Annotated in this window: 25 protein-coding genes and 1 pseudogene; 12 read left to right on the forward strand and 14 right to left on the reverse strand. The window is 71.1% G+C overall.

What is annotated here, in order from left to right; genetic code table 11:
* Together EAO76_RS08435 and EAO76_RS08440 are read left to right on the forward strand one after the other, a co-directional pair.
* Positions 1-296, forward strand: a 296-nt coding sequence (locus EAO76_RS08435) for a peptidoglycan-binding protein (RefSeq protein ID WP_187438505.1), incomplete at its 5' end; no start/stop codon positions are given.
* Between the two features lie 243 nt (positions 297-539).
* Entirely contained in the window at positions 540-1,202 is a 663-nt protein-coding gene (locus EAO76_RS08440) for an HAD-IA family hydrolase (RefSeq protein ID WP_148834856.1), read from the forward strand.
* A 254-nt stretch (positions 1,203-1,456) separates the two neighbouring features.
* Here the strand turns inward: EAO76_RS08440 and EAO76_RS08445 are convergent, their stop codons facing one another.
* A complete protein-coding gene (locus tag EAO76_RS08445; protein ID WP_148834858.1) occupies positions 1,457-2,194 on the reverse strand; it encodes an ABC transporter permease in 738 nt (245 codons plus the stop codon).
* A 281-nt stretch (positions 2,195-2,475) separates the two neighbouring features.
* Between EAO76_RS08445 and EAO76_RS08450 the strand changes: the two genes are divergently transcribed.
* The 3 genes from EAO76_RS08450 (at position 2,476) to EAO76_RS08460 (ending at position 5,621) form a co-directional block, all read left to right on the forward strand.
* On the forward strand, positions 2,476-3,120 hold the full coding sequence (locus tag EAO76_RS08450; RefSeq protein ID WP_148834860.1) for an HNH endonuclease family protein: 645 nt from the start codon (positions 2,476-2,478) through the stop codon (positions 3,118-3,120).
* Between the two features lie 923 nt (positions 3,121-4,043).
* Positions 4,044-4,490 carry a DoxX family protein gene (locus tag EAO76_RS08455; protein ID WP_148834862.1) on the forward strand — a complete coding sequence of 149 codons (447 nt, stop codon included), beginning with the start codon at positions 4,044-4,046 and terminating at the stop codon, positions 4,488-4,490.
* A gap of 456 nt (positions 4,491-4,946) precedes the next feature.
* Positions 4,947-5,621, forward strand: coding sequence for a DedA family protein (locus EAO76_RS08460; RefSeq protein ID WP_148834864.1), 675 nt, complete (start codon positions 4,947-4,949; stop codon positions 5,619-5,621).
* Here EAO76_RS08460 and EAO76_RS08465 read toward each other — a convergent pair.
* The 3 genes from EAO76_RS08465 to EAO76_RS08475 form a co-directional block, all read right to left on the reverse strand.
* Positions 5,608-5,832, reverse strand: a complete 225-nt coding sequence (locus EAO76_RS08465) for a DUF2277 domain-containing protein (RefSeq protein WP_148834866.1) — start codon at positions 5,830-5,832, stop codon at positions 5,608-5,610. The two genes, EAO76_RS08460 and EAO76_RS08465, sit on opposite strands and share 14 nt — an antisense overlap.
* 86 nt (positions 5,833-5,918) lie before the next feature.
* Complete coding sequence (locus EAO76_RS08470) at positions 5,919-6,353, reverse strand: hypothetical protein (protein ID WP_148834868.1); 435 nt, start codon at positions 6,351-6,353, stop codon at positions 5,919-5,921.
* A 245-nt stretch (positions 6,354-6,598) separates the two neighbouring features.
* Positions 6,599-7,255, reverse strand: coding sequence for a hypothetical protein (locus EAO76_RS08475; protein ID WP_148834870.1), 657 nt, complete (start codon positions 7,253-7,255; stop codon positions 6,599-6,601).
* A gap of 239 nt (positions 7,256-7,494) precedes the next feature.
* Here EAO76_RS08475 and EAO76_RS47520 point away from each other — a divergent pair, with 239 nt between their 5' ends.
* From EAO76_RS47520 to EAO76_RS08495, 5 genes are all read left to right on the forward strand, one after another.
* Positions 7,495-7,569, forward strand: coding sequence for a 50S ribosomal protein bL37 (locus EAO76_RS47520; protein WP_015034725.1), 75 nt, complete (start codon positions 7,495-7,497; stop codon positions 7,567-7,569).
* Between the two features lie 645 nt (positions 7,570-8,214).
* Positions 8,215-8,979, forward strand: a complete 765-nt coding sequence (locus EAO76_RS08480; protein WP_399461694.1) for a DUF4097 family beta strand repeat-containing protein — start codon at positions 8,215-8,217, stop codon at positions 8,977-8,979.
* Between the two features lie 71 nt (positions 8,980-9,050).
* Positions 9,051-10,430: a hypothetical protein gene (locus tag EAO76_RS08485; RefSeq protein ID WP_148834873.1), complete on the forward strand. Its 1,380-nt coding sequence runs from the start codon at positions 9,051-9,053 to the stop codon at positions 10,428-10,430.
* A 200-nt stretch (positions 10,431-10,630) separates the two neighbouring features.
* Positions 10,631-11,215 (forward strand): DUF4383 domain-containing protein, encoded by a 585-nt coding sequence (locus EAO76_RS08490; RefSeq protein ID WP_148834875.1) that lies wholly within the window; start codon positions 10,631-10,633, stop codon positions 11,213-11,215.
* Positions 11,216-11,224: 9 nt separating this feature from the next.
* Positions 11,225-11,452 (forward strand): zinc ribbon domain-containing protein, encoded by a 228-nt coding sequence (locus tag EAO76_RS08495; RefSeq protein ID WP_148834877.1) that lies wholly within the window; start codon positions 11,225-11,227, stop codon positions 11,450-11,452.
* Between the two features lie 77 nt (positions 11,453-11,529).
* Here EAO76_RS08495 and EAO76_RS08500 read toward each other — a convergent pair whose 3' ends face one another.
* The 4 genes from EAO76_RS08500 to EAO76_RS08515 all read right to left on the reverse strand — a co-directional run bounded on the left by EAO76_RS08500 (position 11,530) and on the right by EAO76_RS08515 (position 17,230).
* Positions 11,530-12,189: an O-methyltransferase gene (locus EAO76_RS08500; protein ID WP_148834878.1), complete on the reverse strand. Its 660-nt coding sequence runs from the start codon at positions 12,187-12,189 to the stop codon at positions 11,530-11,532.
* A gap of 84 nt (positions 12,190-12,273) precedes the next feature.
* Positions 12,274-13,179: an HAD family hydrolase gene (locus EAO76_RS08505; protein ID WP_148834880.1), complete on the reverse strand. Its 906-nt coding sequence runs from the start codon at positions 13,177-13,179 to the stop codon at positions 12,274-12,276.
* Positions 13,180-13,242: 63 nt separating this feature from the next.
* A complete protein-coding gene (locus tag EAO76_RS08510) occupies positions 13,243-15,927 on the reverse strand; it encodes a phosphoribosyltransferase domain-containing protein (RefSeq protein ID WP_148834882.1) in 2,685 nt (894 codons plus the stop codon).
* 139 nt (positions 15,928-16,066) lie between these two features.
* Positions 16,067-17,230, reverse strand: coding sequence for an HpcH/HpaI aldolase/citrate lyase family protein (locus EAO76_RS08515; RefSeq protein WP_148834884.1), 1,164 nt, complete (start codon positions 17,228-17,230; stop codon positions 16,067-16,069).
* A gap of 208 nt (positions 17,231-17,438) precedes the next feature.
* Between EAO76_RS08515 and EAO76_RS08520 the strand changes: the two are divergent.
* Positions 17,439-18,251, forward strand: a pseudogene (locus EAO76_RS08520) (TerD family protein).
* Between the two features lie 103 nt (positions 18,252-18,354).
* On the opposite strand, the gene EAO76_RS08525 reads toward EAO76_RS08520, so the two are convergent.
* The 6 genes from EAO76_RS08525 to EAO76_RS08550 form a co-directional block, all read right to left on the reverse strand.
* Positions 18,355-19,092, reverse strand: coding sequence for a Tellurium resistance (locus tag EAO76_RS08525; protein ID WP_148834886.1), 738 nt, complete (start codon positions 19,090-19,092; stop codon positions 18,355-18,357).
* A 174-nt stretch (positions 19,093-19,266) separates the two neighbouring features.
* A complete protein-coding gene (locus EAO76_RS08530; RefSeq protein WP_148834888.1) occupies positions 19,267-20,403 on the reverse strand; it encodes a DUF475 domain-containing protein in 1,137 nt (378 codons plus the stop codon).
* A 70-nt stretch (positions 20,404-20,473) separates the two neighbouring features.
* On the reverse strand, positions 20,474-21,049 hold the full coding sequence (locus EAO76_RS08535; protein WP_148834890.1) for a TerD family protein: 576 nt from the start codon (positions 21,047-21,049) through the stop codon (positions 20,474-20,476).
* 143 nt (positions 21,050-21,192) lie between these two features.
* Positions 21,193-21,768 (reverse strand): TerD family protein, encoded by a 576-nt coding sequence (locus EAO76_RS08540; RefSeq protein WP_148835649.1) that lies wholly within the window; start codon positions 21,766-21,768, stop codon positions 21,193-21,195.
* 264 nt (positions 21,769-22,032) lie between these two features.
* Positions 22,033-22,491, reverse strand: coding sequence for a peroxiredoxin (locus EAO76_RS08545; protein ID WP_072483486.1), 459 nt, complete (start codon positions 22,489-22,491; stop codon positions 22,033-22,035).
* A gap of 334 nt (positions 22,492-22,825) precedes the next feature.
* Positions 22,826-23,263, reverse strand: a complete 438-nt coding sequence (locus EAO76_RS08550; RefSeq protein ID WP_148834892.1) for a DUF3052 domain-containing protein — start codon at positions 23,261-23,263, stop codon at positions 22,826-22,828.
* Positions 23,264-23,734: 471 nt separating this feature from the next.
* Here EAO76_RS08550 and aceE point away from each other — a divergent pair, with 471 nt between their 5' ends.
* Entirely contained in the window at positions 23,735-26,467 is a 2,733-nt protein-coding gene (gene aceE / locus EAO76_RS08555) for a pyruvate dehydrogenase (acetyl-transferring), homodimeric type (protein ID WP_148834894.1), read from the forward strand.
* Positions 26,468-26,542 lie beyond the last annotated feature (75 nt).

Consider the following 26,542-nt stretch of genomic DNA (forward strand, 5'->3'; position numbering starts at 1 on the left):
CCACCACGCCCTCGAAGCCCGCGGACCCCACGGCGACGGACGCCCCGCCCCCCTCGCTGACCAAGGCCACACTCCGCTACGGCGACCAGGGACCCGGGGTGACCGAGCTGCAGCACCGCCTGACCGAGATCCGGCTCTACGCCGATCCGGCCGACGGCAACTACACGGACCGGGTCCAGTACGCCGTGAACGCCTACCAGTCGTACAGGCTGATCAAGGGCGACCCCCCGGGGGTGTACGGCCCCCACACGCGCCGCGCCCTGGAGGCGGAGACGACGGGCCGGGGAAACTCCTGATGCCCCGGAACCGAACCGGAGCCGGGGGCGGAGTCGGGGGGCGGGGCACTCCCGACGTCCCGACCCGGAAGGGGATTGGCTTTCCCCGGCATGTTTTTGTATCGTAATGGAACAAAGTAGCCTCCGCCCGCCACTCCCTGACCGGCGGGCGAGGCTGCTTGTTCCCTCACTCGGCCCTTCCGCGTTTTCGCACCCCGCTTCCGCGTTCTCGCGTCTCCGTATCCTGCGTTCTGGAGCCCGCCCATGCCGGCCACCGTCCTCACCGCCCGCGCTCTCCTGCTCGACATGGACGGCACCCTGGTGAACTCCGACGCCGTGGTGGAGCGCTGTTGGCGGCGCTGGGCGCTGCGCGAGGGACTGGACCCGGAGGCGGCGCTGAAGGTGGTCCACGGGCGGCAGGGCTACGCCACGATGGCGGTGCTCCTCCCGGACCGCCCGATGGAGCAGAACTACGCGGACAACCGCGCCATGCTCGCCGAGGAGACCGCCGACACCGACGGCGTCGTCCCGATCGGCGGCGCGCCCGCCTTCATGGACGCGATCGCCGCACTCCCGCACGCCCTGGTCACCTCGGCCGACGCCGCCCTGGCCCGGACCCGGATGAACGCGTCCGGCCTGCGCATCCCGGCCGTCCGGGTCACCGCCGAGAACGTCGGCGCCAGCAAGCCGGACCCCGAGGGCTTCCTCAAGGGAGCGGCCGAACTGGGCTTCGCCCCGGCGGACTGTGTCGTCTTCGAGGACTCGGAGGCGGGCATCGCGGCCGGCCGCGCGGCGGGCATGCGCGTCGTCGGCGTCGGCCCGCGCGCCGCGGCCCTCTCCCCCGACGCCCACGTCGAGGACCTGACGCAGGTACGGGTGGAGGCGGCGGCCGACGGCTCGATCCGCCTGCACATCGACGCGCGATAACCCACCCGGGCCCGCGCCCGCACACCGCCACCGCGGCCCTCGTTCGCACACCATTGCCGCCGCGGGCCTCATCCGCACACCGTCACCACCGCGAGCCTCGCTCGCACGCCATCACCACCGCGGGCCTCATTCGCACACCGTCACCACCGCGGGCCGGGCCCGCGGGCCGCACCGGCTCCCGCACCCCGGAGCCCGGGACCCGGCCCGCCGCGCACCGCCGGCCCCGGGCCCCGGGCAGCGCCGCCCCGGCGGGCTCACTCCTCCCGGTGCAGCCGCCCCCGCGCCACCAGTTCGAGCACCGTCGCGACGGCCGTCGCCTGCACGGCCATCAACGCCACCAGCACGAACAGCTGCACGGCCCCCGCCTGCACCGGTGAGGCGCCGCCGAGCAGCATGCCCACGAAGGCGCCCGGCAGGGTGACGAGCCCCACCGTCCGGGTCTGATCGAGCCCCGGCAGCAGCGCGTCCGACGCCGCGGGCCGGGCGATCTCCAGCCGCGCGTCACGATCGAGCAGCCCGAGCGCCATGCCCGCCTCCACCTCGCCGCGCCGGCTCGTCAACTCGTCCAGCGCCCGCCTCCCGCCGAGCACGGTCGCGGTCAGCGCGCCGCCGATCAGGATGCCGGTCACCGGGATCAGGGCGATGCCCCGGACCGGGAGCAGTCCGGTGAGCAGCAGCAGGGCGATCACGGGCACGACCCCCGCCGCGATCGGCAGGGCCGCCCACCACCAGGTGCGGTTGCGGGTGATCCGGCGTCCCGCGGTCCGTACCGCCACGGCGTACATCAGTGCCACGAACGCGAGCAGCGGCGGCAGCGCGTGGACCACCCAGCCGATCAACAGGGAGACCGCGGCGAGTTGGACCGCCGCCCGCAACCCTGCCAGCAGGATCTCGCGCGACCGGCCGAGCGAGGCCAGGGCCGCGACCGCGGCGGCCGCCACGAGCAGCAGGGCGAGGACCACGCCGAGCGTGGCGTTGACCGGTAGCAGCACCCCGCAACCCTACGGCCGGCCCCGCTCCGGGCCACCGTCGCGAACCGGTCCGCGCAGCCGCTCGCCTGGCGTCGCGTCAGTCTTCGGTACGGCGCGTGCGCCCGCGCAGATGTGGACGTACGCCCCCATGCTTCAGCCATGTTGGCCAGAACCCTTGATGTGACGTGGCCATGTCGCCACTCTGTTACCTGGTGCCCACCCCACGGAAACCTGGTGCCGTCACGATGGCCGGGCCCCACGGATCACCCGTCCAAGTTCCCCCCCACATCAAGGGAGTTCGCATGTCAGGTGTCTACGCGCGTCGCCTCGCCGTCGTCGCCGCATCCGCCGCCTTCGCCGCAACCTCCGCACTGCTCACCGCCCCCACCGCCCAGGCGGCCATGCCCACTCCGGTCTCCGCCTCGACCGCCCGCTCGTACCTCAGCGACCTGACCGTCTCCCCCGAGGGCTCGTCCTCCGGCTACAGCCGCGACAAGTTCCCCCACTGGATCACCCAGTCGGGCGCCTGCAACACCCGTGAGGTCGTGCTCGAACGCGACGGCACGAACGTGGAGCAGAACTCCAGCTGCGCCGCCGTCAGCGGCAGTTGGTACTCGGAGTACGACGGCGCCACCTGGACCGCCGCGTCCGACCTGGACATCGACCACATGGTCCCGCTCGCCGAGGCCTGGCGGTCGGGCGCCAGCAGCTGGACCACCGCCCAGCGGCAGGCGTTCGCCAACGACCTGACGCGCCCGCAGCTCATCGCGGTCACGGACAACGTCAACCAGTCCAAGGGCGACAAGGACCCGGCCGACTGGCTCCCCTCGCGCACCTCGTACCTGTGCACGTACGCGCGGGCCTGGGTGCACGTGAAGCACTACTACGACCTGAAGGTCGACTCGGCGGAGAAGAGCGCCCTTCAGGGCATCCTCAACAACTGCTGATCCGGGCGACGGACACGGGGGCGCACACCGCCCTCGGCGCACCGGCGGAAGGCCGCCGACCGGGCCGCCGCCCTCCCCCGCCCCACCCGTACGGAGCCGCGCACCCCGCGCGGCTCCGTACGCATGCGCGCACAGAGCCCCGTAACCGCGCAACTCCGCACAGGCATGCACACGGGGCGCTCCCGCGACGCCCGGCGGCGCCGGACACGGCCCCCGGGAGCACCGGCGTGTTTTCGGCCGAGTACGGCGACGCGTGGTGGACACGCGGGGCGTCGACGCCCCGGCACCCGGCCGCGGCCGGCGTCCGATGCCGGAACCTCGGGCCGGAACCGCGCACGGGCCCCACCGGACCCCGGACCGGCCCGGTCCGTGACGGACGGCCCCGCCGGCACCGACGGGCCGGAGCGCCCCGGCCCCCACGCACCCCGGCGGCGGTATGTGCACCGTCGGGCGATGTGCTCCCCGCGCCCGCCGCGGGGCCGACGGCCCCCTTTCGCGACGCCCGGCCGCACCCCGCGCCCCGCGTCGCGCGGCTGACCTGCCCCCGCCCGCGCGCGAACCGCCCCCGGCGCGCCCCGGAGCGGATTCCGCTTCTCCCCGCCCCGGCACACCGGCGCCCCGACGCCGAGAAGCCGGTCCGCCGCACCCCGATCGCACCCCGGCCGCGCCCGTCCCGCGTCCCGGCCACCGGACCATGACGTTCCTCACGGGTGGCCGGAAAGTTACGCCGACATTGGTTCAGGCCAAGGCGCCACATCAAGGACCGCAGATGGAGGCGATATCACCTCATGGGCTGGCTGACGAGCGCATGACGATTTTCGGACACTTGCAGGATGTTGAAGTTGCAAGCATTGGTGAGGTTTCCCTAATCTGTGCCACTCAATCGGTTCACGTCCCCACCAGACCGAAGGAGCACGCCCCCCATGAACACACGCCTGAACCAGGCTCAGCCCTATGCCCTCTGCCTGTTCCGAATAGTCATCGGCCTGCTCTTCGCCTGCCACGGCGCCTCGTCGCTCTTCGGCCTCTTCGGCGGCACCCACTCGGCGTCCGTCGGCACCTGGCCCGGCTGGTACGCGGCGGTCATCCAGCTCGTCGGCGGCATCCTGGTGATGCTCGGCCTCGGCACCCGCGTCGCGGCCCTGATCGCTTCCGGCTCCATGGCGTACGCCTACTTCAAGGTCCACCAGCCCGAGGCACTGCTCCCGATCGAGAACAACGGCGAGCCCGCCGCCATCTTCTGCTGGGCGTTCTTCCTGCTGATCTTCACCGGGCCCGGCGCCCTGGCCCTGGACCAGCTGTTCAGCCAGCGCGACGCGGAGAGCGGCGACGCCGGGGCCCGCGAGAAGACGCCGGCCGTCACGGTCTGATCCGCCCGGGGCCGCCCCTCCCGCCCGCGGAGACCGGGACCCGTCCCGGGACCGACGGACGAGCCCGTCGCCGCTCACCGTGAACCGGCTCCACCCGGGGCCGACCGGCCCGTCGCAGGCCGCTCCCCCTTTCCTGCGACCAACCCCCGTCGGACCCCACCACCGGGACCGCCGCGGAGCCCACCTCGGGACCGCCTCCGGGACCGCTTCAGGAGCCGCCGAAGGCTTCGCGGAAGGTCCTGGAGAAGGCCCTGCGGAAAGACCCATTCCTCACGTACATCCGGATATGCGCCCGGAACCGAGGCTTCCCATTTACGGGTGTACGTGAGGTTCCCAACATCATCCGTATTTTATCGATCACCGGATAAACGGCAGGCGTACGCTGTGCAGCCGACCCTGCCGCTCCTGCCGCTCCCCCGCGACGTCGCGGCGTTGTTCCGAATCGGGGAGTAGTAGGTGCTTGAGAGTGTGGGTGCACTGACCGGCAGCCCATGGATCTACGTCGTGGTGGCCCTCTCGGTGCTCCTGGACGTCTTTCTGCCCGTACTGCCCAGCGGCGTGCTGGTGATCACCGCCGCCACGGCCGCCGCCGCCGGTTCGACGACGGTCGCGGGTGCCGCCTCCGCGGCGGGCGCGGCCGAGCAGGTGCCCCAGGTGCCCTCGCTCCTCGCCCTGATCCTCTGCGCGGCCACCGCCTCGGTGCTCGGCGACCTCGTCGCGTACCGGCTGGCCTGGCGCGGCGGGGCGCGCCTGGACCGGGCCATCGCCCGCTCCCGCCGCCTCACGTCCGCGCAAGAACGCCTCGGCGCGGCCCTGTCCCGCGGCGGCGTCCTCGTCATCATCGCCCGCTTCGCCCCGGCCGGGCGCTCGGTGGTCTCCCTGGGCGCGGGCGCCGCGCACCGCGACGTCAAGGAGTTCCTGCCCTGGTCGGCCCTGGCCGGGGTGGCCTGGGCCGGTTACAGCGTGGGCCTCGGCTACTTCGGCGGCCAGTGGCTCGGCGCGACCTGGGTGGCCACGGGCATATCCGTGCTCGCCCTGTTCATGGCGGGCGCCCTGGCCGCATACCTCATGCGCAGACCGGCCGCGGAAGCCGCCGCCGCGGCCGCCCCGGCGACCACTACGACGCCCTGACGCCGCCCCGTACCTCCAAGCCGTCCAGGAGTCTGGCGGTCGCCCCGGCGATCTCGTCGACGGCCCGGTCGAACACCTCCTGGTTGTGCGCGGCCGGGGCGCGGAAGCCGGACACCTTGCGCACGAACTGCAGGGCGGCGGCGCGGATCTCCTCCTCGGTGGCTTCCTCGGGGAGGACGGGCGGGCGAAGGGTCTTGATGCTTCGGCACATGCCCCCAGTGTGAACCGGACCACTGACAACACCCCGTAGTCCCACCGATCCACCCACCGGCCCGGCCGCCCGCCGATCCGCCCCGCTCAGACAATCGCCTTCGAGCGGTCCGTGCACAGGGCCCAGATCACAAACGTGTCGATGGCGATCGAGATGATCGCCCAGATCGGCTGGTACGGCAGCCAGACGAAGTTGACGATCAGGCTGATGGCGGCGATCACCACACCCGTGGCGCGGGCCCAGAGGGCGCCCCTGAGGATGCCCCAGCCGACGACCCCGAGCACGATGCCGAGCACGAGGTGGATCCATCCCCAGGCGGTCACGCTGAATTCGAACGTGTAATTCCCGACGCGTGCGTAGACGTCGTCGGAGGCGATACCGGCGATGCCCTTGATCACCCCGAAGGCGCCGTCCACGAGGAGCAGGACGCCCGCGAACATGGTGCCTCCGGCCGCCCAGGGGTTGGTGTCCTCCGGGGCTGCGGAACCGGACCGGCCGGGCACGGGTGCCGAATGAGCCATGGGAACCTCCTTGGCCGTGACGGGACGGCGAACAGAACCGACCCTGCGCGGCGCCCTCCCCCTCGACCACTCGGACACCCCCATTCGGGTGAGGACCCGAACGCCCGGTACCGCCCTCCCGGACCCGTCCCACTGGCACCGGCCGCCGCGCGCCCACTCCGCCGACACCGGCCGCCGCGCGCCCACCCCGGAACGCAGCCCCGGAGTGGGGCCGGCCTCTTCGCCCGGCCCTCCCGGAGCACGCCCTACGACGACGGCAGCCGCGTCACCTTCAGGACCCGGCAGGTCATCTTGCCCGGCACCTTCCCCAGCCCCTGGGCCTTCTCCACCGACTTCTGCCCGGCCGCCAGATCGGTCGCGGTCGCCAGGCCCGAGGCCCGGCGGGTGCCCTCCCCGTCCACGAACTCCACGGACACGATGTAGGACGCCTGGTCCTCGGAGCGGTTCACGATCTCCACGTCCGCGTCGGGCCACTCGGTCAACGAGTCGATCGCGCACCTGGTGATCCGCACGTCGCCCGTGGCGTCCGCGCTCCCCGGCGCGGGCAGTTCCGTGGGGGCGCCGGACGCGTCGTCCGGCGCGGGCGTGCCCTCCTTCGCCGGCGTCCTGCCGCCCGACGCCTCGGCGACCGGCCGCTTCGAGCCGTCCGACGGCGAGTCGTCGCTGCCCAGGATCGCGATCAGCGCGCCGAGCGCCAGCAGGACGGCCGTACCTCCCACCACGGACAGCGTGACGATCAGCCCGGCCCGGGACTTCTTCGGCGGCTGCGGGTAGCCGTACGCCACGGTGCCGGGCTGCGGCCAGTGCTGATACGGCGTTCCTTGCGAAGCGTCCGGGGCGGACGGGAACGGCTGCGGGGGCGGCTGCTGCCCCGGCTGTGGCGGCGGGTAGCCGTACGACATGGATGATCCCCCCTGGGACAGGACCTGCTCGAACGGAGATACGTTACGGCCGGGCCCGGTCCGCCCTTCGAGCAGGGGGGAGAAACAAGAAGGCGCGGGGTAGAGACAGAAGGAGTCGACACCCGCACCCGCGTCACCGTCACCGACGTCACCACCGCCGCCGCCACCGCTGATGCGGTGGACACCGGTCGAACCTAAACTGGCGTGAACACGAAGATCCCGGACAAGGGAGACACGTCATGGCCAAGCGCGGAAACAAGCGACGCGCCCGCAAGAAGAAGAACGCCAACCACGGCAAGCGCCCCAACGCCTGAGCCGAACTCCAGGACTCCCGAACCGCTGAGCCCCCCGAACCGCTCCGCGCCCCTCCCGCCCCGTGCGGGAGGGGCGCGGCTTCCGCGCGCACCGGCACGGACGTCCCGGTCCGGCCCGATCGGACCCGCGCTTTTCCTCACGTACAACACCCCGTCGCCGTCCTGTAATCGGACCGGGGGGTCAAGGGTGCGAACCCCCGGTCCACCCGCGCGAGTGCGGTGTGGGATCACTTCCGTACATCGGTGGGCCGCGTGCTCACAGGGTTCCTACTGTCAGCGGTATTGCTCGACGACCGCAACGGGGGGTTACCCGTGACGATGACAACCAAGGCGTACGAGGTCGACCGGCAGGGCCTCGTCCACGCCCTACGGCCGGGGACCGGGACCGTCCTTCCGGTCCGTGGACCCGGACCCGTCCGCCGCACGCCCGGACCGTGCGCACCACCGCCGCTGCCGGGCCGAACAGCCGTGACCACACCCGACATCGGCCCCCGGGTGAGGGGCGGGGAGGCGTGCGGGGGTTATCCCCACCCCTCGTACGGTAGCCGTCCGCATTCTGTCCGGGGCGGGCGGCTTCGTACGGTGGAGCCACCGCGGCGGAGCGCACGCGGCGCACACCCGTCCGAACCTTGGGGGAAGATCATCGTGGCAGTCCGTACCCGTGCTCTCGTCGCGTCCGGTGGGGCCGTGCTCATGGCTCTCGTGCTCACTGGCTGCGGCGGTGCGGACGTCGGTGACGCGCCTACCGAGCACAAGTCGTTCGCGTTGAACGGGAAGACGCTGACCATCCGTGCCGGCCACTCGTCGGTGGAGCTCGTGCCGGCCGATGTGCAGAAGGTCGAGGTGACCCGGCGCGTCGACGGATGGGTGATGTTCGGGAGCGGGCCCGAACCGCGGTGGGACATGGAGGACGACACGCTCACCCTCAAGGTGAAGTGCGATGCCCTGATCAGCGACTGCGTCTCGGAGCACCGGGTGAAGGTGCCGCGCGGGGTGCGGGTGGTCGTCGAGGGGGACGACGGGAGGATCACCGCGTCCGGCTTCGACACCCCGCTCTCGCTGACCGCCGACAACGGCAGGGTGACGGTCCGGGACTCCAGTGGTCCGCTGGAGCTGAAGAGCGACAACGGGCGCATCACCGGCGAGCGGATCTCGGCCCCGTCCGTGTCGGCGCAGTCCGACAACGGCAGGGTCCAGCTGGATTTCACCTCCGTGCCGGACCGGGTGGACACCGTGAGCGACAACGGAGGGATCGTCGTCGTCCTGCCGGGCGGCGGCACGAAGTACTCCGTGGACGCCTCCGCCGACAACGGGCGCGTCTCGGTGGACGTGCCCCGCGGCGAGGGCAGCCGCCATGTGGTGAGGGCCCGGAGCGGCAACGGCGAAATCGACGTCCGCAGCGCGAACTAACCGGCCTGTGTGTTCGTCCTTACCTGGTGGGAGAATGTACCGGGCAGGGCGAGACGGCACGGGAGAGGGATGTGACGGCGACACACGCGCGGCCGCGGGCGAGAGCGGGTGGGAGTTCCGCCGTCAGGGATGTCCTCGGGCTGATGCTGTTGCCGGTGCCGCTGCTCGTGGCCGCGCTGCCCGCCGCCTTCGCCGGTGGCGGCACGAGACGGTGGTTCGGCGGGCGCGGGGAGGGCCAGCGCGCCGACGCGCAGGCGGCGAAGGACGCCGCCGCGTCGGCCTTCTACGAGCTGGACACGGCCCAGCGCGACCTGCGGATCTCCATCGAGACGATCACCGCCGTCGACAGCTCCCCCCGTGCCCGCAAGGCGGTGGACGACTTCGCCGCTCTCGGGCAGCGGATCGACGCGGTCAGTCATCTGTACATCACCGCCGTCGACGCGTACGACCTCGACCGGGACGATCTCGAACCGTCGGTCGCGGCCCGCGCCCGGACCGAGCTGACCACGGCCAGGGACGAGCTGATACGGGTCAAGGGCGAGCTGGACCGGTTCGCCCAGGGGCTCGGTCCGCTGCTGGGCAGTGCGGAGACGCAGCTCGCCCGGCTCGCACCCGCCGTGGAACGGGCCCGGCAGGCACTGCTCGGTGCGAGCAACGCGCTCGACGCGGTGCGGGCCTCCGGGCTGCGGGCGGATCACCTCGCCGCACGGCTGGCGGCCCTCGCCCCCGAGCTGACCAGGCTCAACGAGGGCGCGGGCCGGCACGGCGTCCAGGAGACCCTGCAACGTGCCGACCGCGTCCTGCGCGACGCCGAGGCCGTACGGGCCGAGGCGGACGAGCTGCCCGCGCGGGCCGCCGAGATCGACCACCGGCTGGTTTCGCTGCGCACCAGGGCCCAGGCGCTGACGAACCGGGCCGACTCGGTGGAGCCGGTGCTGAGCGAGCTGCGGCGGCGGTTCTCCGCGGCCTGCTGGCAGGACCTCCAGCCCGTTCCCGAGCAGGCGGTCGTCAACGTGCGGCGGGCCGAGGAGAAGCTGGAGGAGGCCGCTCGGGCCAGGGACGAGCAGCGATGGGCCGACGCGACCTCCCGGCTGAGCACGGTCCGCGCCCTGCTGAACGCCACGGACGAGGCGGTGTCGGCGGCCGGTGACCGGCTGCAGCGGCTGGACGGCGTGGCCAAGGACCCGCAGCAGGAGATCCAGCGGACCCGGTTCGCGGTCCGCGACGCCCAGCGCCTCGCCATGGAGGGGCGCAGCACGCCCGATCCGCGCCACGCCCGTCCGCTGGACGACGCGGTGGCCCGGCTGGACCGTGCCGTCACCGCGCTGGAGGGGCGGCACCCCGACTACTGGCACTTCCTGACCGAGACCGAGGCGGTGCGGCGGACCGCCGCGCGGGTGGTCTCCGAGATCCGTGAGGAGCGCGGGGCCGGGGCCGGTTCCGGGGGCTGATCCCGAGGTCCGGTTCCGGGGTTCGATCCCTGGACCCGATTTCGAGGTCCGGTCCCGGGGCTGATCCCGGGACCCGATTCCAAGGTCCGATTTCGGGGTCGAGTTCCCGGGGCCGGATCTCGGGCGCGGGCCCGGGCCCTGATGTGCGGTGGCCGGGGCGTGGGCGGATCCTGGTGGTAGTACGCCCGAAGGAGGCCGACATGGCCACCCACGCACTGCACCTCCCGGGGCGGCGCACGCCTCGTCGCCGCAAGGCCACCGCGCTCGACAAGCACCTGCCGGTCGACCACCGGCTCAGCCGGGTCTACCGGGTCGGGGCGGGACTGATGGGGCTGGTGCTGTTCGTCTTCGGGATCCTGGGGCTGATCAACAGGATCGGTTTCTTCAGCACCGGCGGGGCCACCGTCGCGGGCCTCAACACCAACGGCGCCCTCAGCGTCCTGTCCATCTGCGTCGGGCTGCTCCTGTTCATCGGGATGGTGATCGGCGGCAACTTCGCCTCGACGCTCAACATGGTGCTGGGTGTCGCCTTCATCCTGAGCGGCTTCGTCAATCTCGCCCTGCTGGAGACCGAATACAACTTCCTCGCCTTCCGCATCCAGAACGTGCTGTTCAGCTTCGTGGTCGGGCTGATGCTGATGGTCTTCGGGATGTACGGGCGGGTCAGCGGCGGCCTTCCGCACGACAACCCGTACTGGCGGGCCCGCCACCCCGAGGAGGCCGAGCGGGAGATGCGGCTGAGCCGGAGGGCGGCGACCTCGATGCCGGTGGTCCGTCGCCGTTAGCCTGGGGCCATGCCTCGATACGAATACCGCTGCCGCTCCTGCGGAGACACGTTCGAACTCAGCCGCCCGATGGCGCAGTCCTCGGACCCGGCCTCCTGCCCCGCCGGGCACGACGACACCGTGAAGCTGCTGTCCACCGTCGCGGTGGGCGGGTCGTCCGCCAAGTCCGCGCCCGCCGCTCCGTCGGCCGGTGGCGGGGGCGGGGGCGGTTGCTGCGGCGGGGGCTGCTGCGGCTGAGCACGGATGGCCCCGGAGTCGCTCCCCGAAGCGACGGCTCCGGGGCCGTCACCGTTCGCCGTTCGTCACCCGCCCGCTCACTTCCTGCGCGAGAGCGTCAGGCCGTCGGAGACGGTCAGCATCACGCTGTCCATCCGCGGATCCGCGGCCACGTGCTCGTTGAACTCCTTGATCGCCGCCGCTGCGCCGGTGGCCCGCGGGTCGGTCACCCCGCCGTGGAAGAGCACGTTGTCCGTGATGAGCAGGCCGCCCTGCCGCATCCGGGGCACCAGCTCCTCCCAGTACGGGATGTAGTTGCCCTTGTCCGCGTCCAGGTAGGCGAGGTCGATGTGCGGCTCGGCCGGCATCGCCCGCAGCGTGTCGAGCGCGGGGGCGATGCGCAGCTCGATCCGGTCCGCGACGCCCGCCTTCTCCCATGCCTCCCGGCCGTACGCGGTCCACTCCTCCGAGATGTCGCAGGCGATCAGCCGGCCGTCGGCGGGCAGTGCCTGCGCCATCGACAGGGCGGAGAACCCGGTGAACGTCCCGACCTCCACGATGTGCCGGGCCCCGGTCAGCCGGACGAGGAAGGCGAGCAGCGGTCCCTGCTCCTCCGCGGACTGCATGCCGGCCTGCTCGGGCAGGCGGGCGTACGTGGTCCCGATCAGTTCGCGCTGCACCGCGTCGAGCGGCGGGTTGTGCGCCAGCATGTAGGCGTACAGCTCGTCCGTGATCTTGGTGTCGTTGCCCTTGGTCATCCTGTGCTCCTCGTGCCTCGATCGGCCTGTGTGCCGGTACCCGGCGTCAGGATGATCTTCCCTCCCCGGGGCCCCGGGCGCCGCCTATGCCCGGAGCACCCCCGGTTCCCGGAACCCTTCCGGTGCCCGGAGCCCGCCCGACGCCCGGAACTCCTCCGCGGTCCGGAGGAAGCGCCGCAGGATCTCCTCGCCCGCGACCACGCCGCGCCCGGCCGTCACCTCGGCGTGCGGGGCGCTCCAGCCGGTGTCGGCCAGTTCGCCGTGGGCGGGGCGCCAGGCGCGGTCCGCCGCCAGGAGCAGGTCGGCGTCGAGGAGGCTGTCGCCCGCGGCGAGGGTGAGCGCGGCGCCGGTGCGGCGGGCCACCTCGTCCATCGCGGCGCTCTTGGTGAGCGGTCCCGGTACGGCGTAGATCTTGCGGCCCTGGAGGGAGACCGTCCAGCCGCGGGTCCGCGCCCACTCCCCCAGTTCCTCGACCCAGCCCCCGGGCAGCAGCGCGCGTTCCACGACGAGGTAGGCGAAGAGGTCCTCGGCGACCCGCTCCTTGAGCATCCAGGCGGGGTCGGCCGCGGCCAGGAGGTGTGCGCGCACCTCGGCGAGCGGGGCGCATTCGTCGGCGAGCCCGCGGGTCACCCGTCGCTGCCAGTCGGGGTCGGACTCGCCGTCGACGAGGAGGTGCCCGCCGTTGGCGCAGATCGCGAACCGCGGTGCGGGGCCGGGCAGGTGGACGCGCCCGTACTGTTCACGGGTGCGCGTGGTCGTCGGTACGAAGACCGTGGTGCGGGCCAGTTCGTCGAGCAGCGCCGCCGCCGTCTCGGTGAGGTGGGAGAGCGGCTTGTGGTCGTACACCTCCACGCAGAGCAGCCGGGGGGCCTCGGCGTCCGGCATGGTGAGCTGGAGCGCCCCCGCGGAGTAGATCAGCGTGCGGTCGAGATCGCTGGCGACGAGCACCACGGGAGCGGAGTCGGGGGCGGGGGCGGAAGCCGGGGACACGTGTCGGGTTGATCCACCCGAAGTACACCAGGGGAGCGACGGGCGCGGACGGCAGGGCGGCGGTCACTTGGACTCCACCGCCCTGCCGTCCGCGCCCGTCGCTCCCCTGGTGTACTTCGGGTGGATCAACCCGACACAGGAGTACGGGAGTTCGTCGACCTCCTCCACGGGTACACCCCGCTGCTCGGCCAGCAGCCGGATGTGGTCGAGGTCCGCGCCCGCGCCGCGCTTGGCGAGGATCTTCCACGGGACGCGGCGCAGCAGTACCCGGGTCGTCTCGCCGACGCCCGGCTTGACCAGGTTCACGTCGTGGATGCCGTACTCCTCGCTGATGCGTTCCACGGCGGCCCAGCCCTCCCAGGTGGGTGCCCGGTCGGCCGTGAGCAGTTCCTTGGCCCCGGCGTCCACGGCGTCGGCGACCTCGTCGAAGTGGGCGGCAACGGTGTCGAGGAAGTGGCCGGACACATCGGCGTCCGCCAGCTCACGGTAGAACTTCGCGCCGTGGAAGTCCTGGGGGCCGACCAGGTCGGCGCGGAGCACGGTCCGCGAGATCAGTCCGGAGACGGTGGAGTTCAGGCAGGCGGACGGGATGAGGAAGTCCTCGCGCGTGCCGTAGGTGCGGACGCAGCCGCCCGGGTCGGCGAGTACCGCGATCTCGGGGTCGAAGCCCTCGAACCCGGCGAGCGCCTCGGACAGTTCGCGGGTGATCGCGCCCTTCCCGGTCCAGCCGTCGACGAAGACGACGTCCGCCGGGTCGTGGTGGGCGACCAGCCAGCGCAGGGCGTTGGCGTCGATGCCCCGGCCCCGGACGATGGAGACGGCGTAGTGCGGCAGGTCGACGCCGTGCCGGTGGCGGGCCCAGCGTCGCATGAGTACGCCGACGGGCGTACCGGCCCTGGCCAGCGAGACCAGGACGGGGCGGGGGCCGCGCTCGGCGAGCACCGTCTCGGTGACGGTGCCGACCGCTCGGGCGACCCGGGCGGCGGACAGGTCCAGCGCCGCCCTGAACAGCTCCTGGTACCGCTCGGACGGCTGGTACTCGACCGGCAGCGACTCGGCGTAGTGCGCGCCACCGCTCTGTATCGCCTCCTCGCGCTCCTCGGTGGGCGCTTCCAGTTCGGCGTCCGAGAGGTCCTGGAGCAGCCAGCCGACCTCGTCCGGCGCGTAGGAGGAGAAGGCGGGGCCGCGAAGTGGCTCGGGCAGCACGGTGGTTTCCTGCCGTTCGGATCCGTCGGAGGAGGAAGAAGGAGAAGGGGAGGAGAGGGAAGTGGGGGTGGTGGCGCCCTTCTGTGGAACCGGGGGCACGTACGAGGGGACGACTGCCAGCAGGACATGGTCGGTGTGCGCGGCGAGCTGCGCCAACAGGCCGTCCGGCGCGTGCAGTTCGGGGGTGTCGGCGGTGGAGTCGACGGTCAGCACCACGGCGTCGAACCCGGCGCCCGCGACGTTGTACGCGTACCGGTCGCCGGGCCCGTCGGCCGGGTTGTCGTGCGCCGGGAAGACCAGCCGGCTGCGTATCGCGTAGCCGGGGTCGTCCACGGCGAGGACGGGGGAACGCGTCGTGGTGGAGTAGCGCACCTCGGCGTCGAGGCGGTCCTCCAGCGCCGTGCCCAGGCGCAGGGGGGCGTACATCAGCTCCTCGAAGCCGAGGACCAGTACGCGGCGGGCGTCGCCCAGCGCCTCGGCGACGCGGTCGGCCATGGCGGGCAGGGCAGGTTCCAGCGCCGTCCGGTGGGCAGGGGTGAAGCCGTGCCGCCCGCCGTCGGGGACGCCCGCGGGCCACCGGAGGTCCACCCGGGTGCAGGGCCGGACCGCGGACGCGGCGGAGGCCGGTCCGGTGTTCCGCGCGCGCCCGGCCCCGTCCGCCGATTCCGTTTCCGGTCCTTGTTCCGGTCCCTGCCCGGGTCCCGATTCCGGCTTCCGTTCCGAATCCGGTTCCGGTCCCCGTTCCCGCCCCGGTCCCCGTTCCCGCTCCGGTTCGTGGGCGGCGACCAGGGCCTGCCCCTTCTCCAGGACGCCCTCCGGGAGGAGGACCGTGCCCGCGCTCCGTGCCACCAGGTCGATGCGCGCGCCCGTCTCCTCGGCGAACCCGGTCAGCCCTTCCCGGTCGGCCGGTGACCTCATGTCCACGAGGGCGACGATGACGTAGCGGCTCCGCGGGTAGCGCTCGTGCAGCGCGCGGATGGTGTTGAGCACGGTGTTGCCGGTGGAGAACTCGTCGTCCACCAGCACCAGCGGCCCGTCGGGGGCCACGGCGGCCGACGGGGCCGCCAGCAGCTCCGGGTCCTCCGGGAGCAGCAGGTGCGAGGTGGCGTGCGAGTGGGACTCCTCGAAGCCGCCCGCCTGCGCCACGCCCTCGACGGGGCGGCGCGTGGAGTGGAGGTACGGCGCCAGGCCCAGGCCGTCGGCGACCGCGTGGCCGAGACCGGTGGCCGTCTCCGCGTAACCGAGCACGACCGCCCGGCCCGCCTCGGCGTCACCGAGGAGTTCGCGCACCCGTCGGCCGAGCTCGAATCCGGCGCCGTACACGACGGAGGGCTTCTGCGGCACGTGCTTGCCGAGCACGTTCGAGACGAGGAGGTGGGCCCGCTTGGGGTTGCGGCGCAGGGCGAGGCCCAGCAGTTCTCTCAGCTCGCCGTCGCCGTCGGGCCTTCCGTCGCCGATGAGCTCCACGCCCAGTCGCTCCGTCACCCAGCTGCCCGACCACACCACGTTCGCCGTCTCTTTCCTCGCCGCGCGCCCGCTCATCGGGACACGCCCGTTCGCCGCCGGACAGCCGTCCCGCGCCGCATCACCGCACCCGGCCACATGCCCGCCGCGCCTCGCCGTATGCCTGCCGTTCGCCCTGCGTCCGTCCCCCGTCGTGCCCCCGCCGCGCGTCCCGCGCTCATTCCGCGAGGCCCGCGGCCAGCAGTTCCACGAAGCCGACGTCCGCCTTCGCCACGCCGAACACCTCGGCCCGTCGCAGGGTCCGCTCGGCCCAGGCGCGGTGCGGCTTCACCTCGTTCATCTTGTTCGTGTAGGCGGAGCGCATCACTCCGCCGCCGCCCCGCTCCGGCCGCAGGATGTCCTGGGCGTCGCTGTACTCCTCGTGGCTGACCACGGACAGCGCGTGCACGGGCGCCACGTGCGACGGGTGGATGCAGGTCTTGCCGAGCAGGCCGTTCGCCCGGTCGAGCTCGATCTCGCGCAGCAGCCCGTCCAGGTCGTGCTCGATCAGCGCCGTGCGCAGCTCCTCGGCCCGGCCCTCCAGGAAGGGGCTGCGCCGCAGCTGCGGTTTGAACATGCGCTCCTGGAGCCGGAAGTACTCCCACACCGGGCCGGTGATCGTGAAGCCCGTGCCGTCCGCCCGGCCCAGCACGTTGACCACGTCGGCGATCACCGAGCCGACGATCTGCACGTCGTACGCCGTCATGTCGGGCGCCCTGCGCAGCCCGTACGCCGAGCAGAAGTCGGTGACGCCGAGACGCAGCGCGAGGACCTGCTCGCGGTACGTGTCGACGGTGCGGGCTATCCCCCGGAGCGTTTCGCTCCGGGTCTCCAGGTACAGCAGCTCGGGCGACTCCAGGACGGGCATCGCGAACAGTCGCTGATCGCATGCCTTCTCGGCCTTGGCGAGCGCCTCCAGGAAGGGCACGCCACGCTCTTCCGTGAACTTCGGAAGTACAAAACCAGACAACATTCGGACGGTACGACCGAGCCGATGCACCAGGTCCACGATCTGACCCGGCTCCCGGACCCGGATGAAGAGCAGCGGCCCCTCGACGCCGCGTGCGTCCAGCTCGGCGAACTGCCTGACCAGGTTCTCCTCGGCGTCGACGACCTCGGAGTCGTCGATGGAATCCTCCAGGCACAGCACCATGGAGACGACGCCGCGCCCGGCCTGCTTGATGATGTCGTCGGCGAGCCGCGGCCTGGTGGCGGGGCTGTACAGGGTGGCGCCCAGGGCAGCCGAAAGCATCCGGGGCGACGATTCCGCCCCGAATTCGCACGGCTCCCGGAAGAACAACGCCTCCCTCACCGCGGGCGCAATATGCCCGAAATGACGCATGTGACTCCCCCGAACTGCCTGACCGGCCGGACAACGTATGGCCGGTAATAGTACGTACGAGCGGGTGTCGGCAGTTCCCCACGTGCATGAATTCCGGGTAACTCGTCCATTTCCCGACGTGCCGAAGCCCGGCGGAAGGCACGACTCCGGAAGATCCGGCACGACCCCGCGTTGTCCGCGCGGGCAGCCAGCAGGCAGGATGACGGGCATGACGCACGCGATGGTGAAGGGCTCGAACGTCCCTCTGGACGCCATGGCCGTACGGGCCGTGCTGTGCTGGACCCCGGGCACCGGCGTCCCGGACGTGGACGCCTCGGCGCTGCTGCTGGGAAGCGGCGGCCGCGTGCGCTCGGACGAGGACTTCGTCTTCTACAACCAGCCCCGCCACCCCTCCGGCCTGGTGCGACGGCTCCCGAAGCGCAGTGTCCCGGAAGGGCTCACGGACGCCATCGAGGCCGATCTGAACGGGCTCGACCCCTCGGTCGAGCAGGTGGTGGTCGCCGCCTCCTCCGACGGGGCCGCGTTCGCCCAGGTGCACGATCTGCGCATCCTGCTGTACGACGCGGCGGCGGCCGACGGGGAGCCGCTCGCGGTCTTCGACGTGCGGCCGGAGACCGGCGAGGAGACCGCGATCATCTGCGGCGAGCTCTACCGGCGCGGCGATGGCTGGAAATTCCGGGCCGTGGGACAGGGCTATCCGACCGGGCTGATCGGCCTGGCGACCGCGTTCGGCATCTCGGTCGACGAGGGAGATGCCACGCCGGAGCCCCCGTCGGCCCCCGCGTCCGGCTTCCCGCCGCCCGCGCCCGACTTCCCGCCGGCCCCGGCGCCCGACCCCGACTCGCAGGCCACGGTGCAGCACCAGCAGCCCGCGTACGGGTATCCGCCCGCGGCGGCGCATTCGACCCACCCGGCCGCTCCTCCCGCCCACCGACCGGGGTACGGGTAGCTCAGGACCTGACGAACTGCGGACCCCAATTTCGTGCTGCCGCCGCAGGGTCCGCAGTTCGTCAGGTCCTGAGCCGCCCCCGTCCGAGCCGGAAACCCGGGCTCGCCCTCGCGGGGACCCGGAGGCCCCGGGGCTCGCCCGCGCGAGGACCCCGGGGCGGCGCGGCCGCCCGGCCTCAGGTCCGGGACTTGTAGCCGCGCCCCCACTGCATGCCGAAGCCGTACATCCGGTCCAGCTCCGACTGGAAGCCGTACACGAATTTCACCTCGCGCCGCACGATCAGCTCGCCCTTGACGTTCTCCACCGTGAACACGGCGCAGGAGCGGGCCTGCGGGGCTCGCTCGTCCAGTTCGATCTCGATCCGCGGTCCGCTGCCCGTCGGGTAGAGCGTCACCGTGGCGTGCGTACGGTCGAACGCCGGCGTCTGGTCGTAGATGTAGACGAAGAACAGCAGCCGCTTGATCTCCTCGTGGTGGTCGAGGTTGACGTAGACGGTCTCGCCCGAGGGGGCCCCGAAGCGGTCGTCGCCGCTGAGCCGGATGTACGGCGGTGCGTTCAGGTCGCCGATGAGGTTGCCCAGCGGCTGGACGACGCCCTTGGTGCCGTCCTTCAGCTCGTACATGCAGCCCAGGTCGAGGTCGACGTTGACCATGCCCTGGGTGTGCGCCTGGACCACGTCCGGCTGGAAGAGCTTCAGCGGGCGCAGCAGCCGGCCGCTCTGCCGCGACCTCCCCTCGATGTCGGACGTGCGCATCCGCCAGGAGAGGTTGACCCGCAGCGTGCCGGCCACCGTGCCCTGTTTGCTCAGCGAGACCGTGGCGTGCCGTCGGGAGAGCACGATGGAGTCGGTGATCGCACCGCCCGAATCGAACGGTGAATCCCGCCCCGGCCACAGGTTGTCCCAGAACCCCATCCCCAGCCCCCCACACGTATCGGTAGAAAAGTGCCCCGGTCCCACGGCCGTCCCGCACGTCGCACGGGACGCCCACATCACAGCGGGGCGGCCGCCGGGCCGGGTCCGGATGTCTCCGGAGAACCGTCGCCGTACGGACCGCCCCGCTGAGAGCGTTCCTCAATCCCTACCGGGTCACACCCCGGACGGGACTTCCTCCTTGGAACCTTCGCCGCCCTCGGCCTCCAGCGCCTTGTTGCGCCGGACCGAGGACCAGAAGGACAGTCCGATCAGCGCGACACCGATGAAGCCGGTGATCAGCTCGTTGATCTGGTACTGGATGGTGATGAGCAGGAGCACCGCGAGCGCGCCGATGGCGTAGTGGGCGCCGTGCTCCAGGTAGACGTAGTCGTCGAGCGTGCCCTGGCGGACCAGGTAGACCGTGAGCGAACGGACGTACATGGCGCCGATGCCGAGGCCGAGGGCCATCAGCACGATCTCGTTGGTGATGGCGAAGGCACCGATGACACCGTCGAACGAGAAGGACGCGTCGAGCACTTCCAGGTAGAGGAACATGAAGAACGCGGCCTTGCCGGCGAGGGCGACGGCCGAGACCTTCTTGCCGCTCCGCTTGGCCTCTTCCTCGGCCTCGTGCTCGCGCTCTTCCTCCTCCTCCAGCTTGTTCTCGAAGAAGCCGGAGAGGCCGCCGACGATGAGGTAGGTGATCAGACCCGCCACACCGGAGAGCAGAACGGTTTCCGCCTTGTCGGCGTGGCCGCCGCCGTGCTGGTGCGCGTTGGCGGCGAAGGTCATGGCCGCGACCAGCAGCACGATGAGCGCGATGCAGACCGACAGCATGTCGACCTTGCCGAGCTTGGCGAGCGGACGCTCGATCCAGCGCAGCCACTGGATGTCCCGCTCCTCGAAAATGAAGTCGAGGAAGATCATCAGCAGGAACATGCCACCGAACGCGGCGATCGCCGGGTGGGCGTCGGTGACGAGTTCCTGGTAGCGCTCGGGCTCGTTGAACGAGAGGTCGACCGCCTCGATCGGGCCGATCTTGGCGGTGACTGCCACGATTACGACGGGGAACACCAGTCGCATACCGAAGACCGCGATGAGCACACCGATCGTCAAGAAGATCTTCTGCCAGAAGGCATTCATCTTCTTCAGGATCCCGGCGTTGACCACCGCGTTGTCGAAGGACAGCGAGATCTCCAGGACGGAGAGGATCGCGACCACCCCGAAGGCTTCCCACCCCCCGTAGAACGCAGCTGCGGCAAGGCCTAGCGCGGTGACCGCGAACGACCAGCCGAAGGTTTTCAGAAGCACTGGCTACCCCATCGTGTAAGTAACGGGTCTCCCCCGGTGTGTACGGGGCTCCCCCGCGCCGTGCGCGGTTTTACGAAACGTTGACCCCGAAGTCTAGAGCGATGCCCCGCAGCCCGGACGCGTACCCCTGTCCCACGGCCCGGAACTTCCACTCGCCGTTGTACCGGTAGAGCTCGCCGAAGATCATCGCCGTTTCCGTCGAGGCGTCCTCGCTGAGGTCGTAACGCGCGAGTTCCTGGCCGTCCGCCTGGTTCACCACACGGATGAACGCATTGCTGACCTGGCCGAAGGTCTGCCCGCGGTTGTCCGCGTCATGGATCGAGACCGGAAAGACGATCTTGTCGCAGTGCGCCGGCACCTGCGTGAGATTCACGATGACCGACTCGTCGTCGCCGTCGCCCTCACCCGTGAGGTTGTCCCCGGTGTGCTCCACGGAGCCGTCGGGGCTCGTCAGATTGTTGTAGAACACGAACCATTCGTCGCCGAGCACCCGGCCCGACTGGCACAGCAGGGCGCTGGCGTCGAGGTCGAAATCGGCGCCCGTGGTGGATCGCGCGTCCCAGCCGAGCCCGATCAGCACCTGGGTGAGGTTGGGTGCGGCCTTGGAGAGGGAGACATTGCCTCCCTTGGCGAGCGTGACGCCCATGGTGTGTCCTCCCCGATTTGTTGAACCGTCTGTTGAGCCGTCTGTTGAGCCGCGTCCGGCGCCGCACGGAAGTGCGGCGCCGGACGGAGTGTCTGCTGGCGTGGACCGGGCCGCGCCCGGACGGCGGGCCCTGTCGCGTCTTCTCAGACGTTGACGCCGAAGTCCTGCGCGATGCCGCGCAGACCCGAGGCGTAGCCCTGGCCGATGGCGCGGAACTTCCACTCGCCCGCGTTGCGGTACAGCTCGCCGAAGACCATGGCGGTCTCCGTCGAGGCGTCCTCGCTGAGGTCGTAGCGGGCCAGCTCGGTGTTGTCGGCCTGGTTGACCACGCGGATGTACGCGTTGCGCACCTGGCCGAAGCTCTGCTGGCGGGTCTCGGCCTCGTAGATCGAGACCGGGAAGACGATCTTCTCGACATCGGCCGGGACACCGGCGAGGTTCACCTTGATGACCTCGTCGTCGCCCTCGCCCTCACCGGTGAGGTTGTCCCCGGTGTGCTCCACGGAGCCGTCGGGGCTCTTGAGGTTGTTGAAGAAGACGAAGTTGCCATCGCTGCCGACCTTGCCCTCGGCGTTCGTCAGCAGGGCGCTGGCGTCGAGGTCGAAGTCACCACCGGTGGTGGTACGGGCGTCCCAGCCCAGACCGACGATGACCGCGGTCAGGTTGGGTGCGGCCTTGGTCAGCGAGACGTTGCCGCCCTTGCTGAGGCTGACTCCCACGAGTCCTCCCATTGGTTTCCTTGGGGGCCGGCGGACGCCGGCGCCTCCACGTTGCGTTGGCATCCGATCAACGACTGGATCCTAGTGACCGGTTCCCGGCCAAAGCAGGCTTTTGGCCGGGTCGGCCGCAGATCCGCCGGTCCCGGACCGCCGGATCGCGGGGTGAGGACCGCGGACCCGGCCCCGGCCGGGGGTCCCGGTTCAAAAGTCGCCGATCGGGGGGTCGGTGGTTCCCGGCCGGGGCGCCCGTCCGGAGACCTCCGGTCAGAGCGCGTCGAGCGCCTTGACGTAGTCGTTGAGGTCGCGCGCGTCGGGCAGACCGTTGACGACGGTCCAGCGCACCACGCCCTCCTTGTCGATGATGAAGGTGCCGCGCACCGCGCAGCCCTTCTCCTCGTCGAAGACGCCGTAGGCCCGAGAGGTCTCGCCGTGCGGCCAGAAGTCCGAGACCAGCGGGTACTCGAGGCCCTCCTGCTCGGCGAAGACGCGCAGGGTGTGGATGGAGTCGTTGGAGACGGCGAGCAGCTGGGTGTCGTCGTTCTCGAACTTCGGCAGCTCGTCACGGAGCGCGCAGAGCTCACCCGTGCAGACGCCGGTGAAGGCGAACGGGTAGAACAGCAGCACGACGTTCTTCTCGCCACGGAAGTCGGAGAGCTTCACGGTCCGGCCGTGGTTGTCCTTCAGCTCGAAATCCGGGGCCTTGGTGCCGACCTCGATCGCCATGAAAAGCGTCCCTTCGCTACGTTGACCGGGCTGGGCTGTCCGGGTGGCCCCCACCCTACGCAGAGCCCGTGCCGAGCCACACGGAGCCCACGGCCGACCGGCCCGGCTCCCGGGGACCCGGGGGCCGCGCGGATGCCCTCGCGGGCCGCGCGGAAGGGCCCGCGGGACCGCACGAAGCCACCTGCGGGCCGCACGGGAGGGCCCGCAGGACCGTACGAAGACCCCCGCGGGCCGCACGGGAGGGCCCGCGAAGGGGCCCCGGTCCGTACGAAGGCCCCCGGCCGGCTCCGTGCCGTCGGGGGCCTTTCGGGGCGAAACGCCCGGCGAGCGTGGCTCAGCGCTTGGACTTGGCCGCCTTCGGCGTGACCAGACGGCTGCCCGTCCAGTCCTTGCCCGCACTGATGCTCTTGGTCTGGGAGAGACCGGCCGTCTGCGCGGCCTCGTTGATGTCGCTCGGTTCGACGTATCCGTCACGGCCGGTCTTCGGCGTCATCAGCCAGACCGTGCCACCGTCCTCGATCAGACCAATGGCATCCACCAGCGCGTCCGTAAGGTCGCCGTCCTCGTCCCGGAACCACAGCAGCACGACGTCGGCGACGTCGTCGTAGTCCTCGTCGACGAGATCCTGGCCGATTGTGGCCTCAATGCCCTCACGGAGCTCCTGCTCGACGTCGTCGTCGTAGCCGATCTCCTGGACCACCTGTCCGGGCTCGAACCCCAGGCGTGCAGCCGGGTTGGTCCGCTCCTCCGCGTGGTCCGCGGTCGCGCTCACGGGTTGCCTCCTGATCATGTTTCGGAAAATGCTTCAGCCACGCGCGTGCGCGGGGCGTTGGCCGTAGTCCACACGGGAGCGGCGGATCGCGCAAGTACCCAGCGTGCGAGACCGCCTAAACGGTGACGTTCCCTGCCACGTCGCCGCACTGTCGGCGGATCCCTCCGCGGGGCCGGCGCTGCCGTCCACCCCCATTTACGTCCTTCCACAGCTTATGCCGTTTCGGTCCCCCATTCGGAGTCGAACATCCTTTGGGAACGCTTGGACGCCTTGGGCGTATGGTTGCGGTTTGGACCAGGCCATCCCCGTACTGCGGTCGCGATGTCTCACAACACGGCGGTTACCCCTCGGTAGAGATGACGTTTGCGCCCCCGCGGTACACGATGGTGATGGCGTACATGCATACATCCCGGGGGCGTGTTCTCCCTCAATCAGGCCCCGTAGAGCACCACCGAACAGCGAAGGAACAGCGTGGCTTCCGGATCCGATCGCAACCCGATCATCATTGGCGGCCTGCCGAGCCAGGTCCCGGACTTCGATCCCGAAGAGACCCAGGAATGGCTCGACTCGCTCGACGCCGCGGTCGACGAGCGCGGTCGCGAGCGGGCCCGTTATCTGATGCTCCGGCTCATCGAGCGCGCGCGCGAGAAGCGCGTCGCCGTGCCGGAGATGCGCAGCACGGACTACGTGAACACGATCGCCACGAAGGACGAGCCGTTCTTCCCCGGCGACGAGGAGATCGAGCGCAAGGTCCTCAACGCGACCCGCTGGAACGCGGCCGTGATGGTGTCGCGCGCCCAGCGTCCGGGCATCGGCGTCGGCGGCCACATCGCCACCTTCGCCTCCTCCGCCTCGCTGTACGACGTGGGCTTCAACCACTTCTTCCGGGGCAAGGACGACGGCCGCGGCGGCGACCAGATCTTCTTCCAGGGGCACGCCTCCCCCGGCATCTACGCCCGCGCCTTCCTGCTCGACCGGCTGAGCGAGGCGCAGCTCGACGCCTTCCGCCAGGAGAAGTCGAAGGCGCCGAACGGCCTGTCCAGCTACCCGCACCCGCGGCTGATGCCGGACTTCTGGGAGTTCCCGACCGTCTCGATGGGTCTCGGCCCGCTCGGCGCGATCTACCAGGCCCGGATGAACCGCTACATGGAGGCGCGCGGCATCGCCGACACCTCCGACTCGCACGTCTGGGCGTACCTGGGCGACGGCGAGATGGACGAGCCCGAGTCGCTCGGCCAGCTCTCCATCGCCGCCCGCGAGGGCCTGGACAACCTCACCTTCGTGGTCAACTGCAACCTGCAGCGCCTCGACGGCCCGGTGCGCGGCAACGGCAAGATCATCCAGGAGCTGGAGTCGCAGTTCCGCGGTGCCGGATGGAACGTCATCAAGCTGGTCTGGGACCGCTCCTGGGACCCGCTGCTCGCGCAGGACCGCACGGGCATCCTGGTGAACAAGCTGAACACCACGCCGGACGGCCAGTTCCAGACGTACGCCACCGAGTCGGGCGCGTACATCCGCGAGCACTTCTTCGGGGACGACCCGCGGCTGCGCGACATGGTCAAGGACATGACCGACGACCAGATCCTGCACCTGGGCCGCGGCGGTCACGACCACAGGAAGGTCTACGCGGCCTACGCGGCGGCCAAGGCCCACAAGGGCCAGCCGACGGTGATCCTGGCGCAGACGGTCAAGGGCTGGACCCTGGGGCCGAACTTCGAGGGCCGCAACGCGACCCACCAGATGAAGAAGCTCACGGTCGAGGACCTCAAGCGGTTCCGCGACCGGCTGCACATCCCGATCACGGACAAGCAGCTGGAGGACGGCCTTCCGCCGTACTACCACCCGGGCCGTGACTCGGAGGAGATCCAGTACATGCACGACCGCCGCAAGGGCCTGGGCGGTTACGTCCCGACCCGTGTGGTGCGCGCGAAGCCGCTGGTCCTGCCCGAGGACAAGACGTACGCGACCGCGAAGAAGGGTTCGGGTCAGCAGTCGATCGCCACCACCATGGCGTTCGTCCGCATCCTGAAGGACCTCATGCGGGACAAGGAGATCGGCAAGCGCTTCGTGCTGATCGCGCCGGACGAGTACCGCACCTTCGGCATGGACGCCTTCTTCCCGAGCGCGAAGATCTACAACCCGCTGGGTCAGCAGTACGAGGCGGTGGACCGCGATCTGCTACTGGCGTACAAGGAGTCGCCGACCGGCCAGATGCTGCACGACGGCATCTCGGAGGCCGGCTGCACGGCATCGCTGATCGCCGCCGGTTCGGCGTACGCCACGCACGGCGAGCCGCTGATCCCGGTGTACGTCTTCTACTCGATGTTCGGTTTCCAGCGCACCGGTGACCAGTTCTGGCAGATGGCCGACCAGCTCGCGCGCGGCTTCGTACTGGGTGCGACCGCCGGTCGTACGACGCTGACCGGTGAGGGCCTCCAGCACGCGGACGGCCACTCGCAGCTGCTCGCCTCGACCAACCCGGGCTGTGTCGCCTACGACCCGGCGTTCGGCTACGAGATCGCGCACATCGTCAAGGACGGCCTGCGCCGGATGTACGGCGAGAACAGCGAGGACGTCTTCTACTACCTCACCGTCTACAACGAGCCGATCCAGCACCCGGCCGAGCCGGAGAACGTGGACGTCGAGGGCATCCTCAAGGGCGTGTACCGCTTCAAGGCCGCCGATCGGGGCGAGATCCCGGCCCAGATCATGGCGTCCGGCGTGGCGGTCCCGTGGGCGGTCGAGGCGCAGCGCATCCTCGCCGACGAGTGGAACGTCCGCGCGGACGTCTGGTCGGCGACCTCCTGGAACGAGCTGCGCCGCGAGGCCGTGGAGGTGGAGCGGTACAACCTGCTGCACCCGGAGGAGGAGCAGCGCGTGCCGTACGTCACGCGGAAGCTCTCCGGCTCCGAGGGCCCGTTCGTGGCGGTCTCGGACTGGATGCGTTCGGTGCCGGACCAGATCGCGCGCTGGGTGCCCGGTGCGTACCAGTCGCTGGGCGCGGACGGCTTCGGCTTCGCGGACACCCGTGGCGCGGCCCGCCGGTTCTTCCACATCGACGCGCAGTCGATCGTCCTGGCGGTGCTCACCGAGCTCGCGAAGGAGAACCGGATCGACCGTTCGCTGCTGAAGCAGGCCATCGACCGGTACGAGCTGCTGGACGTCACGGCGGCCGACCCGGGTGCGGCGGGCGGCGACGCGTAAGCACCTCCGACGGGTGAAGGGCGGCGGGGCCTCCTCGGTCCCGCCGCCCTTCGGTGTCCGGGGCCGGTGCTCCGG

This window comes from Streptomyces sp. sk2.1 (assembly GCF_008120935.1).
Lineage (GTDB): Bacteria > Actinomycetota > Actinomycetes > Streptomycetales > Streptomycetaceae > Streptomyces.

Bases quoted from the DNA above. Each gene is read 5' to 3' on its own strand.
- EAO76_RS08440 (WP_148834856.1), top strand. From the start codon at position 540: ATGCCGGCCACCGTCCTCACCGCCCGCGCTCTCCTGCTCGACATGGAC.
- EAO76_RS08450 (WP_148834860.1), top strand. From the start codon at position 2,476: ATGTCAGGTGTCTACGCGCGTCGCCTCGCCGTCGTCGCCGCATCCGCC.
- EAO76_RS08455 (WP_148834862.1), top strand. From the start codon at position 4,044: ATGAACACACGCCTGAACCAGGCTCAGCCCTATGCCCTCTGCCTGTTC.
- EAO76_RS08465 (WP_148834866.1), bottom strand. From the start codon at position 5,832: ATGTGCCGAAGCATCAAGACCCTTCGCCCGCCCGTCCTCCCCGAGGAA.
- EAO76_RS08470 (WP_148834868.1), bottom strand. From the start codon at position 6,353: ATGGCTCATTCGGCACCCGTGCCCGGCCGGTCCGGTTCCGCAGCCCCG.
- EAO76_RS08475 (WP_148834870.1), bottom strand. From the start codon at position 7,255: ATGTCGTACGGCTACCCGCCGCCACAGCCGGGGCAGCAGCCGCCCCCG.
- EAO76_RS08490 (WP_148834875.1), top strand. From the start codon at position 10,631: ATGGCCACCCACGCACTGCACCTCCCGGGGCGGCGCACGCCTCGTCGC.
- EAO76_RS08495 (WP_148834877.1), top strand. From the start codon at position 11,225: ATGCCTCGATACGAATACCGCTGCCGCTCCTGCGGAGACACGTTCGAA.
- EAO76_RS08500 (WP_148834878.1), bottom strand. From the start codon at position 12,189: ATGACCAAGGGCAACGACACCAAGATCACGGACGAGCTGTACGCCTAC.
- EAO76_RS08510 (WP_148834882.1), bottom strand. From the start codon at position 15,927: ATGAGCGGGCGCGCGGCGAGGAAAGAGACGGCGAACGTGGTGTGGTCG.
- EAO76_RS08515 (WP_148834884.1), bottom strand. From the start codon at position 17,230: ATGCGTCATTTCGGGCATATTGCGCCCGCGGTGAGGGAGGCGTTGTTC.
- EAO76_RS08525 (WP_148834886.1), bottom strand. From the start codon at position 19,092: ATGGGGTTCTGGGACAACCTGTGGCCGGGGCGGGATTCACCGTTCGAT.
- EAO76_RS08535 (WP_148834890.1), bottom strand. From the start codon at position 21,049: ATGGGCGTCACGCTCGCCAAGGGAGGCAATGTCTCCCTCTCCAAGGCC.
- EAO76_RS08545 (WP_072483486.1), bottom strand. From the start codon at position 22,491: ATGGCGATCGAGGTCGGCACCAAGGCCCCGGATTTCGAGCTGAAGGAC.